The organism is Methylobacterium sp. 10 (genome assembly GCF_000519085.1).
Classification (GTDB): Bacteria; Pseudomonadota; Alphaproteobacteria; order Rhizobiales; family Beijerinckiaceae; genus Methylobacterium.
The window spans coordinates 1,172,723-1,189,494 of record NZ_KI912577.1 but is presented as its reverse complement, the minus strand read 5'-3'; the positions used below and the strand labels follow the sequence as shown (position 1 = coordinate 1,189,494).

Sequence of the window (16,772 nt, the reverse complement as noted above, 5' to 3'; positions counted from 1 at the left end):
CGGTCAGGCCGCGTCGCTTCCTAGATAGATGCTGCGGGACGATTTTGCACCGCAACACGGGTGACAGATTCTCGTGAGCCTCAACCCTTGAGGACGTCGACGAGGGTGCTGCCGAGGCGCGCCGGCGAGGGCGAGACCCGGATGCCGGCAGCTTCCATCGCCGCGATCTTGTCATCGGCACCGCCCTTGCCGCCCGAGATGATGGCGCCGGCATGGCCCATGCGGCGGCCCGGAGGCGCCGTGCGACCGGCGATGAAGCCGACCATGGGTTTCTTGCGCCCGCGCCTGGCCTCGTCGGCGATGAACTGCGCCGCCTCTTCCTCGGCCGAGCCGCCGATCTCGCCGATCATCACGATCGACTCGGTCTTGTCGTCGGCGAGGAACAGTTCGAGCATCGAGATGAACTCGGTACCCTTCACCGGGTCGCCGCCGATCCCCACCGCCGTGGTCTGACCGAGGCCGGCATTCGAGGTCTGGAACACGGCCTCGTAGGTCAGCGTACCGGAGCGCGAGACGATGCCCACCGAGCCGCGCTTGAAGATGTTGGCCGGCATGATGCCGATCTTGCACTCGCCGGCGGTGACGACGCCGGGGCAGTTCGGCCCGATGAGGCGCGACTTCGAGCCTTCGAGCGCCCGCTTCACCCGCACCATGTCGAGGACCGGAATCCCCTCCGTGATGCAGACGATGAGCGGGATCTCCGCCTGGATCGCCTCGCAGATGGCATCGGCCGCACCGGGCGGCGGCACATAAACCACGGAAGCATCGGCGCCGGTGGCCTCGCGCGCCTCGACCACGGTGTCGAAAACCGGCAGGCCGAGATGGCTCGCGCCGCCTTTGCCCGGCGAGGTGCCGCCGACCATCTTAGTGCCGTAGGCGATAGCCTGCTCGGAATGGAAGGTGCCGTTCTTGCCGGTGAAGCCCTGGCAGATGACCTTGGTGTTCGCGTCGATCAGGATGGACATGGGTACTCTCAGCCCTTCTTCACGGCGGCGACGATCTTCTGCGCGGCATCGTCGAGGTCGTCGGCGGGGATCACGTTGAGGCCGGAATTCCGGATGATCTCCTTGCCCTTCTCGACGTTGGTGCCCTCCAGTCGCACCACCAGCGGCACTTCGAGGCCCACCGCCTTCACCGCCGCGATCACGCCGTTGGCGATCACGTCGCATTTCATGATCCCGCCGAAGATGTTGACGAGGATACCCTTCACCTGCGGATCGGCGGTGATGATCTTGAAGGCCGCCGTCACCTTCTCTTCCGATGCGCCGCCGCCGACATCGAGGAAGTTCGCCGGCTCCTCGCCGTAGAGCTTGATGATGTCCAGCGTCGCCATGGCAAGGCCCGCGCCGTTGACCATGCAGCCGATGGTGCCATCCAGCGCGATGTAGGCGAGGTCGTACTTCGAGGCCTCGATCTCCTTGGCGTCCTCCTCGGTTTCGTCGCGGAGCGCGACGATGTCCGGGTGGCGGTAGAGCGCGTTCGAATCGAAGGAGATCTTGGCGTCCAGGCATTTGAGATGCCCGTCGCCGGTGAGCACCAGCGGATTGATCTCCAGCATGCTCATGTCCTTGGCGGTGAACGCCGCGTAGAGCTTCGCCGTGAGATCGCCTGCTTCCTTGGCCTGCGCGCCGGTGAGGCCCAGCGCCTTGGCGACGGCCCGGCCGTGATGCGGCATGATCCCGGTGGCCGGATCGACGGAGAAGGTAATGATCTTCTCAGGCGTATCGTGGGCCACGGTCTCGATATCCATGCCGCCTTCCGTCGAGACGACAAAGGCGACCTGTCCGGTCTCGCGGTCGACGAGCATCGACAGGTAGAACTCGGCGGCGATCTGCGCGCCTTCTTCGATATAGAGGCGGTTGACCTGCTTGCCGGCCTCGCCCGTCTGGATCGTGACCAGCGTCTGCCCCAGCATTTCGCCGGCAAACTGCTTGACCTCGTCGATGGACTTGGTGACGCGCACGCCGCCCTTGGCGCCGGCGGGAGCGCCCTTGAAGGTGCCCTTGCCGCGGCCGCCGGCATGAATCTGCGACTTCACCACCCAAACCGGGCCGCCGAGTTCCCTGGCGGCCGCTTCGGCCTCCTCGGGCTTGAAGATCGGTACACCGCGGGAGACGGGCAGGCCGAACTCCTTGAGTACCGCCTTCGCCTGATATTCATGGATGTTCATTCGGACATTTCCTCGTCTCGTCCCGCGGCATGGCGCGGGATTGGAAGACACGACACCGGCATCGTTCACGCCGGCCGGTATGCGGCCGGCGCGCGACGCTTCTTGTCAGGTTTCAGGCCAGCGCCGGGTTCACGGTCTTGCAGGCTTCGATCAGCGTCTTCACGGCGCCCACCGACTTGTCGAACATGGCCTTCTCGTCGGCGTTGAATTCCACCTCGAGGACGCGCTCGACGCCGCCGGCACCGATCACGATCGGCACGCCGACATACATGCCGTCGATGCCGTATTCGCCGCTGAGATAGGCGGCGCAGGGCAGCACCCGACGCTTGTCGCGCAGGTAGCTCTCGGCCATGGCGATGGCCGAGGCGGCCGGGGCGTAGAAGGCCGAGCCGGTCTTGAGCAGGTTCACGATCTCGCCGCCGCCCTTGCGGGTCCGCTCGACCATGGCGTCGAGCTTCTCCTGGGTGGTCCAGCCGAGCTTGACGAGGTCGGGCAGGGGTACGCCGGCGACGGTGGAGTAGCGCACCAGCGGCACCATGTCGTCGCCGTGGCCACCGAGCACGAAGGCGGTCACATCCTCCACCGAGACCTTGAACTCGTCGGCCAGGAAGTGGCGGAAGCGGGCCGAATCGAGGACGCCCGCCATGCCGACGACCTTGTTGGTGGGGAGGCCGGAGAACTTCTGCAGGGCCCAGACCATGGCATCGAGGGGGTTCGTGATACAGATCACGAACGCGTCCGGGGCGTGCTCCTTGATGCCGGTGCCGACGGCTTCCATGACCTTAAGGTTGATGCCGATGAGGTCGTCGCGGCTCATGCCGGGCTTGCGCGGCACGCCGGCGGTGACGATCACCACGTCGGCCCCGGCGATGGCCGAATAATCGCTGGCGCCCGTATAGGTGGCGTCGAACCCGTCGACCGGAGCCGATTCCGCGATGTCGAGGGATTTGCCCTGGGGAACGCCGTCGACGATGTCGAACAGGACGACGTCGCCGAGCTCTTTCAGGCCGGCCAGATGCGCGAGGGTTCCGCCGATCTGTCCGGCGCCGATGAGCGCGATCTTGCTGCGTGCCATGGAAAACGAACCTCCAGTATCAGTGCCGATCCGCGATGCTCCGTCCGAACGGACGGGCTGCTTGCCGGGGTCGCGATCGCACGTTGATTTCGCCGCGACGGTGTGGCGGAAAAGTCCCCATGCTTCAACCCGACGTGGTCGGCGCCAAGCAGAGTTCGGGCCAGAGGCGGATCGGGCCGAAAGAATGTGCTTGGGATAAAACCCTGTCGTCCGAGGGATTTAGGAGGCCGAAGCTCCCGCCGGTTCGACGGCAAAGCTTAGGTGACAGGCTGTGATAATTGTCACTTTGCCTAAAGTGCGCCCATCCGCAGCACTTTCTGGATGGCCTGGATCACCGCGCCGAAGCGGGCCTGGATCAGGTCGACGGGAAGGTCGGAATCGTGCTGCATCGCCAGGGGATGGGTGAACCGGTAGCTCGCATCGAAGATGTAGGCGATCGCCCGCTCGCGGTCCCGCGCCACGAAGGCGCCCGCCGCGATCCCCTCTTCCACCACCCGTTCGACCAGGCTGCGCAGGCGCACCCGGTGACGCCGGGCGATGGGCCGTGCGGCCACGGTCGCGTCGAGATGGACCGCAAACAGGTGGGGCTCCCGTGCCAGCACCTCGCGCTGGGCACTCGCCAGGGCCATCAGCAGGCGTTCGATCTTGTCGTCGGCGGGATCGGGCGCATCGGCGATGCGGGCGAGTTCCGCCTCCACATCCCGGAGCCAGCGCCCTGCGACGGCATCGAGCAGGGCGTCCTTGGAAGGAAAATATCGGTAGACGTTGGCATGGGTCATGCCGGCTTCGGCGGCCACGGCCACGACCGTCACCCGTTTGTGCCCGAGGCGCGCCAGATGTTCCGTCGCAATCGCGAGGAGGCGCGCATCCACCGAGAGCGGTGCGGGGCTGGCCCGGCCAATTCGGGCCTTGGACCTGTCGGGCGGACGAAGACCCATCATGGGTGAAGCATCATCGCTGCCGGCCGAATCATAGCCGACCACAAAGGACGTACCTGCCGTCTCCATCGATACTCCAGCCGGCGCTGATAAGGAGGGCGGGCCGTATCCGGAGTCGGCGTCGCCCCCGCTTGTCCCGCTGAGTCCGAGACAGCCAAAGGGCCATAGCCGGTCAGAAGCTGTTCTTCCAGGCCCTTAATGCAGTGAACACTACCTCTGCGGGTGAATTAGGTGAAAGATTCACTGCTTTAGCCAAGGAGGGCTCCGTGGAACGGAGGAATGGATTGGTCGCCCGCTCGTGTTTCATCGTCGTCGGGATGAGGAAGCGGCCCGCGGCCCGGGCCTCCTCCGCTTCCCTCACGCGATTTCTCAGCGGCTGATTGTCGGGATCCGCGGCCAGAGCGAAACGGGCGTTGGCGAGTACGTAATCGTGGCCGCTGAAGACCTGGGTGTCGTCGGGCAGGGGAAGAAACCGCTCCAGCGAGCGCCATAGCGATTCGGGCCGGCCTTCCACCACCCGTCCGCAACCGAGGGTGAAGAGGGTGTCGCCGGCACAGACGATCCCTGATTCCGCGAACCAGTAGGTGACGTGGTCGAGGCAATGGCCCGGCGTCTCCCAGACCTCGGCCTCGAGGTCGCCCACCCGGACGAGATCCCCCTCGGCGACGGTGACGTCCACCTCCGGTACGTCCGGGACGGCCTTGCGTGGGGCGGTCACCTTTGCGCCCGTGCGCCGCTTCACCTCCGGAATCCCCTCCACATGGTCGAGATGCCGATGGGTCACGAGGATGTCCGTGAGCGACCAGCCCGTCTCGTCGAGGGCCTTCAGCACGGGAGCCGCCTCGGGCACGTCGATGGCGGCACAGGCGCCCGTCGCGGGGTCGCGGATCAGCACGCCAATGTTGTCGCTGCGGCAGAGGAAGGTGCGGATCTCGGGGCGGGAGACGGTCACGAGGCGTTCCTGTCTGTTGCGCGGTCGCTCGAGGCAGAACCGGACCCGGCGGCGAGGAGTTCCGCCATCCGCAGCGTGCCGGCTTGTGGGCGAGCGGTCTCGTCCCCATTGATCCGATTCAGCCCCTGCGTCAAAGAACCCTGCAACCTCGACAACGTCCGGCCACGCCGGAGCAAGCCGCCCCATGCGCCTCGACGTGACCGATCTGCGCGCCTTCTATGCCAGCCCGCTGGGCGGCGTGACCCATCGCATCGTCGGGCGGGCGATCCATGGGTTCCTCGGCTCGGTCTCGGGCTTGAGGGTTCTCGGCCTCGGCTATGCGACACCCTATCTCGGACCGGTCCACGTGATCGCCGAGCGCACCCTCGCCTTCATGCCGGCGACCCAGGGCGTCGTGAACTGGCCCGGCGGCGGACGATCCTGCTCGGCCCTCGCCGACCCGACGATGATGCCCCTGCCGGAAGCGGCGGTGGACAGGGTGATCCTGGTCCACGCCCTCGAATCGGTGGAGAGCCCCACCGAATTGCTCCAGGACGTCTGGCGCGTGCTGACGCCCGGCGGACGGATGATCCTCGTCGTGCCCAATCGGCGCGGCGTCTGGGCCCGCCGCGATGCGACGCCCTTCGGCCACGGCCAGCCCTACAGCCGCTCGCAACTCGGCCGGCTGATGCGGACCACCCAATTCTCGCCGGAAGGATGGGCCGAGGCCCTCTACATGCCTCCGGTGAACAGCCGGCTCTGGCTGCGGACGGCCGGCGCCTGGGAGAAGGTCGGCACCGGCCTGTCCCTCCCCTTCGCGGGCCTGCACGTCATCGACGCCACGAAGCAGCTCTACCGTCCGGTGGCGGTCCGTCAGGTGCAACGGGCCGCCCGCTTCGCTCCGGCGAGGGTCCTCGTTCCCACCCCTTCCCCGGGTTGAACCCGGGTCGCTCGTTCCAGAATATTGTCCAAGGCACTCGCTTCCATGTTCAGCCTCATCGACCCGGAGGCGGCGCTCCACAGCTTCGTCTTCGCCTTCTCCAGCCTGTTCTCGATCGTCAATCCGGTGGGCTCGGCACTGATCTTCTCGCAGATCACCGCACAGAACTCGCATACGGAGCGGGTGGAGATCGCCAAGCGCATCGGCTTCTATTCCGCGCTGATCATGCTCGCGGCCCTGTGGGCGGGGGCGCCGATCCTCAACTTCTTCGGGGTTTCCCTGGGCGCGCTGCGGATCGCCGGCGGGCTCGTGGTCGCGGCCTCCGCCTGGACGCTGCTCAGCGCGCCCGAGGTCCGCGAGGCCCGGAAACATGCCGAGGCGACCCATGACACCACCGACAGCGTCGCCGACGTGGCGTTCTTCCCCCTGACACTCCCTTTCACCACCGGCCCCGGCACCATCGCCGTGGCGATCGCCCTGGGCTCGAACCGGCCTGCTGCCGGCCCCGACCGCATCGGCTTCTACCTCGGCATGTCGCTGGCGGCCCTCGCCATCGCAATCCTGGTGAGATTCACCTACGGCTCGGCCGACCGGGTGGTGACGGCCATCGGCCCGGTGGGAGCACGGGTGCTCGGCCGGCTCTTCGCCTTCCTGCTGCTGTGCATCGGCACCCAGATCACCGTGAACGGCGTCGGCGACGTGCTCGGACCGATCCTCGCCACCAAGCGCTGATCGTTTCGCCTCCACTCCTCGTCGCCTTGGCATCGGCCGGCCGAGGCTGTACCGCAGGCGCGACGTTTCGAGGAAGGGCGACAGGATGCGGCTCGCAGTGGTCGGCGCCGAGGGGCGCATGGGGCGGATGCTGATCCGGGCTGTGGCGGAGGCCGAGGGCTGCACCCTGAGCGGCGCCGTCGAGCGTGAGGGTTCGCCGGCCCTCGGCCAGGATGCGGGGGCGCTGGCCGGCCTGCCGCCCCTCGGCGTCACCGTCACCGACGATCCGCTCACCGTCTTCGCCGCCACCGACGGCGTCCTCGACTTCACCATCCCGGCCGCCACGACCTTCTTCGCCGAACTCGCCGCGCAGGCCCGCATCGTCCACGTCGTCGGCACGACCGGCCTCGCCGAACCGGACATCGCCAAACTCGCAGCGGCGGCGCACCATGCCCGCATCGTGCGCTCGGGCAACATGTCACTGGGCGTGAACCTGCTCGCCGGGCTGGTGCGCAAGGTCGCCGCCGCACTCGGTGAGGATTTCGACATCGAGATCGTCGAGATGCATCACCGCATGAAGGTGGACGCCCCCTCCGGCACGGCGCTCCTCCTTGGAGAGGCGGCGGCGGAGGGGCGCGGTGTCAGCCTCGCCGAGACCCGCGTCTCGACCCGTGACGGCCATACCGGCGCGCGCCGCCCCGGTGATATCGGCTTTGCCACCCTTCGCGGCGGCACGGTGGTGGGCGACCACAGCGTGACCTTCGCTGGCCCCGGCGAGCGCATCACCATCAGCCACCATGCCGAAGACCGTGCGATCTTCGCCCGCGGCGCCGTAAAGGCGGCGTTGTGGGCCTATGCGAAACCGCCCGGCCTCTACGGCATGGCCGACGTCCTCGGCCTCTGATACCAGCGCCCGGTCATTGACTGTTCAGGTCTGCCGGTACACCAGCCCCGCCGGCGCGGATTCTGTTGCGCCGCACCATTCACCGAGACATAGGATGGACGTCTGATGGAGCGCCTGCTCGTCCTCGCTCGCCACGGCCAGAGCGAATGGAACCTCAAGAAGCTTTTCACCGGCTGGCGCGATCCGCAACTCACCGAGCTCGGCATCACCGAGGCCAGGACCGCCGGCCGCTGGCTGAAGCAGCAGGGTTACGCCTTCGATGTGGCCTTCACCTCCAACCTGCAGCGGGCGCAGCATACCTGCGCGCTGATCCTGGAGGAGATGGGCCAGGGCGGCATCGAGACGGTCCGGTCCGAGGCGCTCAACGAGCGCGATTACGGCGACCTGTCGGGCCTCAACAAGGACGATGCCCGTGAGCGCTGGGGCGACGCCCAGGTGCACCAGTGGCGCCGGTCCTACGACATTCCGCCCCCCGGCGGGGAGAGTTTGAAGGACACCGCGGCGCGCGTGCTGCCCTATTACATCCAGACCATCCTGCCGCGCGTCATGGCGGGAGAACGCGTCCTGGTAGCCGCCCACGGCAATTCCCTGCGGGCGCTGGTGATGGTGCTCGACGGAATGACCACGAAGACCATCGCCAGTCTCGAGATCGCCACCGGCATCCCCCTGGTCTACCAGCTCAAGGCCGACACCACGGTGGAGAGCAAGGCCGTGCTCGAGCGGGACATCGACCACGACGCCTGACGGGCTCGGCGGTGGTGCGGCGCCGCGGGCTCGCCGCCCTTCTCGCGGGGCGCTTGACAGTGGGGAGGTGTGGGCCGACCCATCATCGAGCGAGCCTTCCTCACGAAGTCCGCGCGAGCGCTTCGCCTTGACCGGAGACGTCTCGCGTCCGAACACCTGACCCGGAGCCGCGATCGTCGGCTCCGCCCCGGAGAACCCATCCGATGCGTCTGCGCAACCTCGTCCGTCCGGTCGTGGCACTGGCCCTGATCGCCGGGCTCTCGTCAGGCGCCGTCTCCGTGGCCCTGGCCGCCGATGCAATCTTTCCGCCGAGTTCGCGCTTCGGCTTCACGCCGGCCTCGGACATGACGCTGTCCAAGCGCTTCTCCGGCTTCGAGCGGCTGGAAGGCGGCGCGACGCTCTCCATCGTCGAGCTGCCGTCGACGGCCTTCGTCGACCTGGAGAAGAGCTTCACCGACGAGAACCTGCGCACGCAGGGGTTCGTCGTCGCGACGCGGGAGGCCATCAAGGTCGCGGGCGACGTGGATGCCGTGCTCTTCACCGGGGAGCAGCCGGCACCAGAGGGGGCCGCCACCCCGGCTATCAAGAAATGGCTCCTCCTCGTCGGCGACACCACGGTCACGGGTATCATCATCGCCCAGACGGTGCCCGATGCCGAGACGCCGGAAACCATGCGGAGCATGCTGACCAGCGTGAAGATCCGGCCTGAACTGACCCTGGACGAGCAGGTCGCGGCCCTCCCCTTCCGTATTCGCGAGTCGGCCGGGTTCCGGCCCGTCCGGGTGCTCGCGGGCAATTCGGTCCTGATGACGCAAGGCCCGAAGGACCAGATGCTGAATCTCGAACAGCCGATCCTGGTCCTGGCACAGGCCGTCCAGCAGCCGCCCCAGCCGGAGCAGCGCGACGCTTTCGCCCGCGCCGCACTCTATTCGAACCAGACGATGAAAGATTTCGCGGTGGAGCGGTCGCAGACCTACCGTCAGAACGGCGTCGACTGGCACGAGATCGTCGCCCGCGCGGTCGACGGCCCTTCGAACACGCCGGTGGTGGTGTCCCAGACCATCCGCTTCGCGCCGGATGGCTACCTCCGCGCGCTCGGCGTGGTGCGGGCCGACCAGCGCAGCGCCATGCTGTCCCAATTCCGCGCGGTCATCGACAGCGTCGAGGTGAAGTAGCGGCCTCGTCGCCTCGTCGCGGACGCATCATCCGGGACGAGGCCATTCGTTCGAGCGGATGCCTCAGGCGGCATCCGCGGGATTGGTCGCCGCCTTGGGGCCGCCCTTGGCGACACCCACGAGGGCCGGGCGCAGGACCCGGTCGCCGATGACGTAGCCGGACTGCATCACCTGCACCACCGTCCCGTTCGGCACCTCGGCATTGGGGACCTCGAACATCGCCTGGTGGCGGTTGGGATCGAAGCGCTGGCCCTGGGGCTCGATGAGCTTCACCCCGTGTCGCTCCAGGGTCTTGGCGAGATCGCGCTCGGTGAGCTCGATTCCGTCGATCAGCGCCTTGAGCGATCCTTCGGCGGTGGAGGCGGCCTCCGCCGGCACGCTCTCCAGCGCGCGCCGGATGTTGTCGGCCGCGTTCAGCATGTCGCGCGCGAAATTCGTCACCGCATAGGTCCGCGCATCGGCGACCTCGCGCTCGGTGCGCCGGCGCAGGTTCTCCATCTCGGCCAAGGTGCGCAGGACGCGATCCTTCAGCTCGTCGCGCTCGGTGATCAGGCTCGCCAAGGCAACGGCGTTGTCCTCCGCGCGCGCCTCGGGCTTCACGTCGGTCTCCGTCGCCGTCTCGGCGCGCTGCCCGTCATGCTCCATGTCGTTCGCCATCATCGCTCTTCGTCGATCGCAAGGTTGCTCGCCCCGCGTCAGTCGCCGGTCTCGTTCGCCGGAGACCGTCGGTACGCGGTCGATCGGAATGGGGCCGGGCCACGGCACCGAGAACCCGCTCGACGGGGTTCGGCACCATGCTCCGGGATCGCAGCTGATATCAGACGCGCACGGGATGAAATCAAGCCGAGCGCCGTCCCGCCCCTCTTCTCCGCCTCAGCCCCCCGCGAGATTCAAGCTTGCAGGGGGCTCAGGCTTCCCGCGGGGGCGGGGACTCCACGAGGGCTTCCAGCCCCTCTGCCCTCAACGCAGCGACGTCGCTGGCGAAGATCTCCATCACCGCGTTACGGATCGCGGCTTGCCGGTCGGGTTGGGTGACGCGGGTCCCGGTGAGGTCGGTGACGTAGAAGACGTCCACCGCTCGCTCGCCGAAGGTCGCCACATGGGCCGACGTGATGTTGAGGCTGAGGCGCCCCAGGGCGGTGGTCAGCTCGTAGAGCAGGCCCGGTCGGTCGAGGCCGGTGACCTCGACGACGGTCTCCCGGCTCGACAGGGCATTGTCGATCGCCATGTCCGGGGGGATCAGGAAGGTGTTGGAGCGGTTGCTCGGCGGGTGCCGGTCCGCCACGAGGTCGGCGATGCGGATCTCGCCCCTGAGCGCCCGCTCGATCGCCGTGGTGATGCGCTTGGCGCGGCGCAGTTCGTCGTCGTCCCGCTCGAAGGCGCGGGAGATGAAGATCGAGTCGAGGGCGAAGCCGTCGGTGGTGGTGAAGATCTGCGCGTCGACGATGTTGCCGCCCAGGGCCGCGCAAGCCCCGGTGACGATGGCGAGAAGGCGGGGATGGTCGGGCGAGTAGATCGTGATCTCGGTTACGCCCCGGGTCGGATCGGTCTCGTAGACGGTGGCGACGGTGCGCCCGTCCTCCATGACACCGCGCACGAACCCCGCATTCTTGAATTGGCGGACGGCATCGACCTTCAGCCAGTAGGCCTGGTTATGCCGGGCGGAATAGGCGTCGAAGAAGGCCGGATCCCAATCCGCCAGCTGCTCCCGCAGGCCCATCTGGATAAGTCGGACCCGGTCGGTCCGGGCGATCTCGGAATGGCCGCCCGACAGGAGCACCTCGGTCTCGTCGTAGAGGGTACGCAGCAGTGTCCCCTTCCAGGCGGTCCACACGCCCGGTCCCACCGCCTTGATGTCCGCCACCGTGAGGATCATCAGGAGCTTCAGCCGCTCCATGGTCTGCACCACGGAGGCGAATTTCTGGATCGTCTTCGGGTCCGAGAGATCGCGGCTCTGCGCCGTCATCGACATCAGCAGGTGGTGTTCCACCAGCCAGGCCACGATCTCGGTCTCGGTCTGGGTGAGACCGAAGCGTGGGCCGATCTTCTCGGCGATCGCCGCGCCCGCGATGGAATGGTCCTCCGGGCGTCCCTTGGCGATGTCGTGCAGGAGCACCGCGACGTAGAGGGCGCGCCGGTGGCTGATCGTGTCGATGAGCCGCGTGGCGATGGGGTGGTCTTCGGCCCCCTGGCCGGAATCGATGGCCGCCAGGACCCCGACGGACCGCAGCAGGTGCTCGTCCACCGTATAGTGGTGGTACATGTTGAACTGCATCAGCGCGACGATGCGGCCGAAATCGGGGATGAACCGGCCGAGCACGCCGACCTCGTTCATCAGCCGTAGGGTCGTCTCCGGCGAGTTCTTCGACGTCAGCACGTCGAGGAAGAGCGCATTGGCTTCCGTGTCCGAGCGCAGGGAATGCCCGATGAGCCGGAGCGAGCGGGTGGCGGCCCGCGTCGCATCCGGATGGATCGGCAGGTTGTGGTGGTCGGCGAGCCAGAACAAGCGGATCAGGTTCACCGGATCGCGCGAGAAGGCGTCGGCGGTGCGCAGGTTGATCCGGCCGTGATCGTCGATGAAATCCTCCGCCTCGATGGCGGTGGCGCGGAAGCGATCGCGGAAGCGGCCGATCCAGCGGTCGAGGACCGGGGTGCGCTTGGCATGGCGCGCTTCGAGGGCGGCACAGACGATGGCGGTGAGATCGCCCACTTCCTTCGCGATCAGGAAATAGGCCTTCATGAAGCGCTCGACGCCCGACAGGCCGCCGCGCGGCTCGTAGCCGAAGCGCTCGGCGATCCTGGGCTGCAGGCCGAAGGACAGGCGCTCCTCGGACCGGCCGGTGACGAAATGCATGTGGCAGCGGACGCGCCAGAGTAGCTCCTCGCAGCGCTCGAAGACCCGGTACTCCTCCGGCGTGAACAGGCCGGCGGGGACGAGTTCGCTCTGGTCCCGGACGCGGTAGGTGTATTTCGCGATCCAGAACAGGGTGTTGAGGTCGCGCAGGCCGCCCTTCCCGTCCTTGACGTTGGGCTCGACGAGGTAGCGCGAGGCGCCCGCCTTGGAGACGCGGGTGTCGCGCTCGCGCAGTTTGGCCTCGACGAATTCCGGCGCCGTCCACATGACGAGTTCGGTATCGAACCGGGTGACCAGTTCCTCGTACAGGGCCCGCGCGCCGAAGAGGTAGCGCGCCTCGAGGAGGGAGGTGCGGATCGTCATGTCGGCCCGCCCCTCACGCAGGCACTCCTCCACCGAGCGCGTGGCGTGGCCGACCTTCAGCTTGAGGTCCCACAACACGTAGAGCATCGCCTCGACGACACTCTCGGACCAAGCGGTCTGCTTGTAGGGCAGCAGGAACAGGAGATCGATGTCCGACCCCGGCGCCATCGTCCCGCGACCGTAGCCGCCGGTGGCCACCACGGCGAGCTGTTCGCCGGTGGAGGGATTGTCGTTGGGGTAGAGCCGCCACACCACCGCATCGTGGATCGTGCGGATCACAGCATCGGTGAGGTTGCTGATCCGCTGGGCGCAGGCGGTGCCGTCGCGCTCCTCCATCAACCGGGCTTCTGCATCGGCATGGCCGAGCTCGATGATGCGACGAAGCTCCGGGACGAGAAGCGCGCGCAGCTGCGTCGCCTCGCGCACGTCGCGGTCGAGAGTGGTGAGGACCGTTTTGAGGGCGGCGCCAGCATCGAACATGCGCAAACCCGTTATCATGTTCCCGGAGGGACACCAGAGACAACGCTAGGCAGGTGCGTAGATGTGATAGGCAATCCGTAGGATGTCGTTCTCTGTGCCGGAAAAATCGTTTGACGAAACGAACGGTCCTGGCTACCTCGGATGCCCCGCGTCACTGCCGGGACCATGGAGACGATTGACCGATGACTCTGTCCCGTCGCGCCATCCTGAGTGCCATCTGCGGCGCCGCGTCGCTTTTGCTGATGCCGCGCCCCGGTGAGGCGGCGGACGTCAAGGAGATCCGCCTGGATTGGGCGACCTACAACCCGGTGAGCCTGATCCTCAAGGAAAAGGGCTTCCTGGAGGAAGCCCTGAAGGGGAAGGGCATCACGGTCCGCTGGACCCAGTCCCTGGGCTCCAACAAGGCGCTCGAATTCCTCAATGGCGGCGCCATCGATGTCGGATCGTCGGCCGGGGCCGCGGCGTTGCTCGCCCGGATCAACGGTAACCCGATCAAGGCGGTCTACGTCTTCTCACGGCCGGAATGGACGGCGCTGGTCACCCGCAAGGACAGCGGCATCACCAAGCCCGCCGACCTCAAGGGCAAGCGCATCGCGGTGACCCGCGGCACCGACCCGCACATCTTCCTGATCCGCGCGCTCCAGGGTGCTGGCCTGACCGAGAAGGACGCCAAGCTCGTCCTGCTCCAACATGCCGACGGTCGCACCGCCCTCGACCGGGGCGACGTCGATGCCTGGGCCGGCCTCGACCCGATGATGGCAGCCTCCGAAATCGAGAACGACGACGTGCTGTTCTACCGGGACGCCGCCGCCAACACCTGGGGCGTCCTCGACGTGCGCGAAGATTTCGCGAAGGCCAACCCGGACCTCGTCCGCACCGTGATCGCCGCCTACGAGACCGCCCGGAACTACGCGATCCAGAATCCCGACGCCCTGAAGAGCGCGCTCGTGGCCGTGACGAAGCTGCCAGAACCGGTGATCGCCCGGCAGCTCGAGCGCACCGATCTGACCCAGCCCGCCATCGGCAAGGCCCAGGCCGAATCGATCGCGGCCGCCGGCATCGCACTGCAGCAGGCTGGGGTGATCCCCGCCGGTACCGACGTGAAGGCGGCGGTGGACGGGCTGATCGATCCGCAATACGCGCCCGCCGCCCGCTGAGCCGTGGCCGAACCCGAAGCGGACGACGCGAAGGCGGCGCCGAAGCCCCGGCGAGAGACGGTATGGGACCAGGGCGGCCGCGTCGCCCTCGGCCTGATCCTGCCCCTCGCCCTGGTGATAGGCTGGGAATCCGCCGTTCATACCGGCCTCGCCCAGGGGCGGCTGATGCCCCCGCCGAGCCGGATCGCGGTGACCCTTTACGATCTCGCCGCCTCCGGCGATCTCTGGATGCACGTTCAGGCGACGCTGGTGCGCGTCGCCCTCGGCTTCGCCTTCGGCGCGGTGGCCGGCATCGCGGCGGGTGCCCTCACCGGGGCGCTTCCCACCGCCCGCCATATCCTCGATCCGACGCTTCAGGCGTTGCGGGCCGTGCCGTCGCTGGCCTGGGTTCCGCTGTTCATCCTCTGGCTGGGCATCCTCGAGACGCCGAAGGTGGCGCTGATCGCGGTGGGGGTGTTCTTCCCGGTCTATATCGGCGTGGCGGGGGCCATCGCCTCCGTGGACCGGAAGCTGATCGAGGTCGGCCGGATCTTCCGGCTCTCGACCCTGCAGCTCGCCCGCCGCATCCTGCTCCCCGCCGTCCTGCCGGCGACCCTGACCGCCCTGCGCACCGGCCTCGGCCTCGGGTTCCTGTTCGTGGTCGCCGCCGAACTGATGGGCGCCTCGGAGGGGCTCGGCTACCTGCTCATCGACGGGCAGCAATTCAGCAAGGCCGACCAGATCCTCGCTGCGATCATCGCTTTCGCGGTCCTCGGCAAGCTTGCCGATACCGTCCTCGTCGCCGTGACCCGGCCTCTCACGCGCTGGCAGGACACGGCGCGGGAGACGTTGTAGGCCCTCCCCCCGGTTCGAAGAAGGCTGGCGCCTCGCGATGCTCACCCTCGATAGCCTGTCCAAGACCTATTCCGACGGCACGCGGGCGCTGGAGCGCATCGACCTCGCCGTGCCACAGGGCGAGATCGTGGCGCTCATCGGTGGCTCGGGCTGCGGCAAGACCACGTTGCTACGGCTCGTCGCCGGGCTCGATCGGGCGAGCGAGGGCAGCATCGTCCTCGACGGGGAGACCATCGCAGAGCCGCATCCGGGCGTCGGCCTCGTCTTCCAGGAGCCGCGCTTGCTGCCCTGGCTCGATGTCGCCGACAATGTGGGCTTCGGACTGAGCCGGCTCGCCAAAGCCGAGCGCAAGGCCCGCGTCGCCCATGCCCTGGAAATGGTCGGACTCGGTGAACATACCCGCCGCTGGCCGAGGGAACTCTCGGGCGGGCAGCAGCAGCGCGTGTCCATCGCCCGCGCCTTCGTGGCCAACCCGCGCGTGCTCCTCCTCGACGAGCCGTTCTCGGCCCTCGACGCCTTCACCCGCAAGGACTTGCACGGCCACCTCCTCGCCCTCTGGCAGGAGACGAAACCGACGATCCTCATCGTCACCCACGACGTCGGGGAGGCAGTGGCGCTGGCCGACAGGGCGGTGGTGATGCGTCCCAAGCCCGGCCGGCTCGACGATGCGATCCCCCTCGCGCTGGCCCGGCCACGCGATCCGGCCTCGCCGCATAGCGAGGCAGCCACCCGCCGCATCCTCGCCGCGCTGGACCGTTCGCTCAAGCCCGCCCAGGCGGCGGCGCCCACCGAGGCGGCGCAATGGTGGTGAGACCTTCCCTGGCGTCCGAACGCATCCCAGGTTAGACGCCGAGGCAAAGACCGAGACGACAATCGCACCAAGACGACCGAGGAAGCACCCGATGGACGCCACCACCCTGCGCTCGCTCCAGGCTCCGCTGAAGGATCAGTACCGCAGCGCCCCCGAATCGGCCGTTATCACCCTGAAGGCCAAGGGCACCCTCGACGATACCTCCATCGCCTGCAAGGTCGAGACCGGGCGGGCGCTCGCCGTCGCCGGGCTGCACCCCGCCACGGGCGGGTCGGGCCTCGAACTCTGCTCGGGCGACATGCTGCTCGAGGCGCTGGTCGCCTGCGCCGGCGTGACCCTCAAGGCCGTGGCGACCGCCCTCGAAATCGAGCTGCGCGCCGGCACCGTCTCCGCCGAAGGCGACCTCGACTTCCGCGGCACGCTGGGCGTCGACAAGGAAGCGCCGGTGGGCTTTCGCGCGATCCGCCTGAACTTCGCCCTCGACACCGATGCGCCGCAGGAGAAGCTCGACCAGCTCCTCAAGCTGACGGAGCGCTACTGCGTCGTGTTCCAGACCCTGAACCACAAGCCGGAACTCGCGGTTCAAGCGTCGAAGGGCTGAGGGGCTTTATCCAAGTACGGTCGGAGTGGCGCAGGAGGCCGCGAAAGCTCGATGGCCAGCGCCGGCCATCGACCCGCCGGGTGG

16 protein-coding genes are annotated in these 16,772 nt (G+C 67.8%); 9 read left to right on the top strand and 7 right to left on the bottom strand.

What is annotated here, in order from left to right; all coding sequences use genetic code 11:
* Positions 1-80: 80 nt before the first annotated feature.
* From sucD to gloB, 5 genes are all read right to left on the bottom strand, one after another.
* A complete protein-coding gene (sucD, locus tag K368_RS0105470; protein WP_027171513.1) occupies positions 81-965 on the bottom strand; it encodes a succinate--CoA ligase subunit alpha in 885 nt (294 codons plus the stop codon).
* An 8-nt stretch (positions 966-973) separates the two neighbouring features.
* The gene (gene sucC, locus K368_RS0105465; RefSeq protein WP_027171512.1) at positions 974-2,170 is read right to left on the bottom strand and encodes an ADP-forming succinate--CoA ligase subunit beta; all 1,197 of its coding nucleotides are present in this window, start codon (positions 2,168-2,170) and stop codon (positions 974-976) included.
* A gap of 112 nt (positions 2,171-2,282) precedes the next feature.
* Positions 2,283-3,245, bottom strand: coding sequence for a malate dehydrogenase (gene mdh, locus K368_RS0105460; protein WP_018045796.1), 963 nt, complete (start codon positions 3,243-3,245; stop codon positions 2,283-2,285).
* A gap of 290 nt (positions 3,246-3,535) precedes the next feature.
* Entirely contained in the window at positions 3,536-4,186 is a 651-nt protein-coding gene (locus tag K368_RS0105455) for a TetR family transcriptional regulator (protein ID WP_243979034.1), read from the bottom strand.
* Between the two features lie 169 nt (positions 4,187-4,355).
* Entirely contained in the window at positions 4,356-5,135 is a 780-nt protein-coding gene (gene gloB, locus K368_RS0105450; protein ID WP_027171511.1) for a hydroxyacylglutathione hydrolase, read from the bottom strand.
* Positions 5,136-5,319: 184 nt separating this feature from the next.
* Here gloB and K368_RS0105445 point away from each other — a divergent pair, with 184 nt between their 5' ends.
* The 5 genes from K368_RS0105445 to K368_RS0105425 all read left to right on the top strand — a co-directional run bounded on the left by K368_RS0105445 (position 5,320) and on the right by K368_RS0105425 (position 9,588).
* Positions 5,320-6,054, top strand: a complete 735-nt coding sequence (locus tag K368_RS0105445; protein ID WP_027171510.1) for a class I SAM-dependent methyltransferase — start codon at positions 5,320-5,322, stop codon at positions 6,052-6,054.
* Positions 6,055-6,099: 45 nt separating this feature from the next.
* Complete coding sequence (locus K368_RS0105440; protein WP_027171509.1) at positions 6,100-6,786, top strand: MarC family protein; 687 nt, start codon at positions 6,100-6,102, stop codon at positions 6,784-6,786.
* 85 nt (positions 6,787-6,871) lie between these two features.
* Positions 6,872-7,669 (top strand): 4-hydroxy-tetrahydrodipicolinate reductase, encoded by a 798-nt coding sequence (gene dapB, locus K368_RS0105435; protein ID WP_027171508.1) that lies wholly within the window; start codon positions 6,872-6,874, stop codon positions 7,667-7,669.
* Between the two features lie 105 nt (positions 7,670-7,774).
* Positions 7,775-8,413 (top strand): 2,3-bisphosphoglycerate-dependent phosphoglycerate mutase, encoded by a 639-nt coding sequence (locus K368_RS0105430; RefSeq protein ID WP_018045802.1) that lies wholly within the window; start codon positions 7,775-7,777, stop codon positions 8,411-8,413.
* Positions 8,414-8,616: 203 nt separating this feature from the next.
* Positions 8,617-9,588 (top strand): hypothetical protein, encoded by a 972-nt coding sequence (locus K368_RS0105425; protein WP_027171507.1) that lies wholly within the window; start codon positions 8,617-8,619, stop codon positions 9,586-9,588.
* A 63-nt stretch (positions 9,589-9,651) separates the two neighbouring features.
* Here K368_RS0105425 and grpE read toward each other — a convergent pair whose 3' ends face one another.
* Together grpE and K368_RS0105415 are read right to left on the bottom strand one after the other, a co-directional pair.
* Positions 9,652-10,248, bottom strand: coding sequence for a nucleotide exchange factor GrpE (gene grpE, locus K368_RS0105420; RefSeq protein WP_027171506.1), 597 nt, complete (start codon positions 10,246-10,248; stop codon positions 9,652-9,654).
* A gap of 247 nt (positions 10,249-10,495) precedes the next feature.
* Positions 10,496-13,285: a [protein-PII] uridylyltransferase gene (locus tag K368_RS0105415; protein ID WP_027171505.1), complete on the bottom strand. Its 2,790-nt coding sequence runs from the start codon at positions 13,283-13,285 to the stop codon at positions 10,496-10,498.
* Positions 13,286-13,467: 182 nt separating this feature from the next.
* Between K368_RS0105415 and K368_RS0105410 the strand changes: the two genes are divergently transcribed.
* From K368_RS0105410 to K368_RS0105395, 4 genes are all read left to right on the top strand, one after another.
* Positions 13,468-14,442: an aliphatic sulfonate ABC transporter substrate-binding protein gene (locus K368_RS0105410; RefSeq protein ID WP_027171504.1), complete on the top strand. Its 975-nt coding sequence runs from the start codon at positions 13,468-13,470 to the stop codon at positions 14,440-14,442.
* Between the two features lie 93 nt (positions 14,443-14,535).
* The gene (locus tag K368_RS0105405; protein WP_245259664.1) at positions 14,536-15,276 is read left to right on the top strand and encodes an ABC transporter permease; all 741 of its coding nucleotides are present in this window, start codon (positions 14,536-14,538) and stop codon (positions 15,274-15,276) included.
* 37 nt (positions 15,277-15,313) lie between these two features.
* Positions 15,314-16,087: an ABC transporter ATP-binding protein gene (locus K368_RS0105400; protein ID WP_027171502.1), complete on the top strand. Its 774-nt coding sequence runs from the start codon at positions 15,314-15,316 to the stop codon at positions 16,085-16,087.
* Positions 16,088-16,178: 91 nt separating this feature from the next.
* A complete protein-coding gene (locus K368_RS0105395; protein WP_027171501.1) occupies positions 16,179-16,688 on the top strand; it encodes an OsmC family protein in 510 nt (169 codons plus the stop codon).
* The last annotated feature ends 84 nt before the right edge of the window (positions 16,689-16,772 follow it).

Bases quoted from the DNA above. Each gene is read 5' to 3' on its own strand.
- K368_RS0105415 (WP_027171505.1), bottom strand. From the start codon at position 13,285: ATGTTCGATGCTGGCGCCGCCCTCAAAACGGTCCTCACCACTCTCGAC.
- K368_RS0105410 (WP_027171504.1), top strand. From the start codon at position 13,468: ATGACTCTGTCCCGTCGCGCCATCCTGAGTGCCATCTGCGGCGCCGCG.
- K368_RS0105455 (WP_243979034.1), bottom strand. From the start codon at position 4,186: ATGATGGGTCTTCGTCCGCCCGACAGGTCCAAGGCCCGAATTGGCCGG.
- grpE (WP_027171506.1), bottom strand. From the start codon at position 10,248: ATGATGGCGAACGACATGGAGCATGACGGGCAGCGCGCCGAGACGGCG.
- K368_RS0105425 (WP_027171507.1), top strand. From the start codon at position 8,617: ATGCGTCTGCGCAACCTCGTCCGTCCGGTCGTGGCACTGGCCCTGATC.
- sucD (WP_027171513.1), bottom strand. From the start codon at position 965: ATGTCCATCCTGATCGACGCGAACACCAAGGTCATCTGCCAGGGCTTC.
- K368_RS0105430 (WP_018045802.1), top strand. From the start codon at position 7,775: ATGGAGCGCCTGCTCGTCCTCGCTCGCCACGGCCAGAGCGAATGGAAC.
- dapB (WP_027171508.1), top strand. From the start codon at position 6,872: ATGCGGCTCGCAGTGGTCGGCGCCGAGGGGCGCATGGGGCGGATGCTG.
- K368_RS0105445 (WP_027171510.1), top strand. From the start codon at position 5,320: ATGCGCCTCGACGTGACCGATCTGCGCGCCTTCTATGCCAGCCCGCTG.
- K368_RS0105395 (WP_027171501.1), top strand. From the start codon at position 16,179: ATGGACGCCACCACCCTGCGCTCGCTCCAGGCTCCGCTGAAGGATCAG.
- K368_RS0105440 (WP_027171509.1), top strand. From the start codon at position 6,100: ATGTTCAGCCTCATCGACCCGGAGGCGGCGCTCCACAGCTTCGTCTTC.
- mdh (WP_018045796.1), bottom strand. From the start codon at position 3,245: ATGGCACGCAGCAAGATCGCGCTCATCGGCGCCGGACAGATCGGCGGA.
- K368_RS0105400 (WP_027171502.1), top strand. From the start codon at position 15,314: ATGCTCACCCTCGATAGCCTGTCCAAGACCTATTCCGACGGCACGCGG.
- sucC (WP_027171512.1), bottom strand. From the start codon at position 2,170: ATGAACATCCATGAATATCAGGCGAAGGCGGTACTCAAGGAGTTCGGC.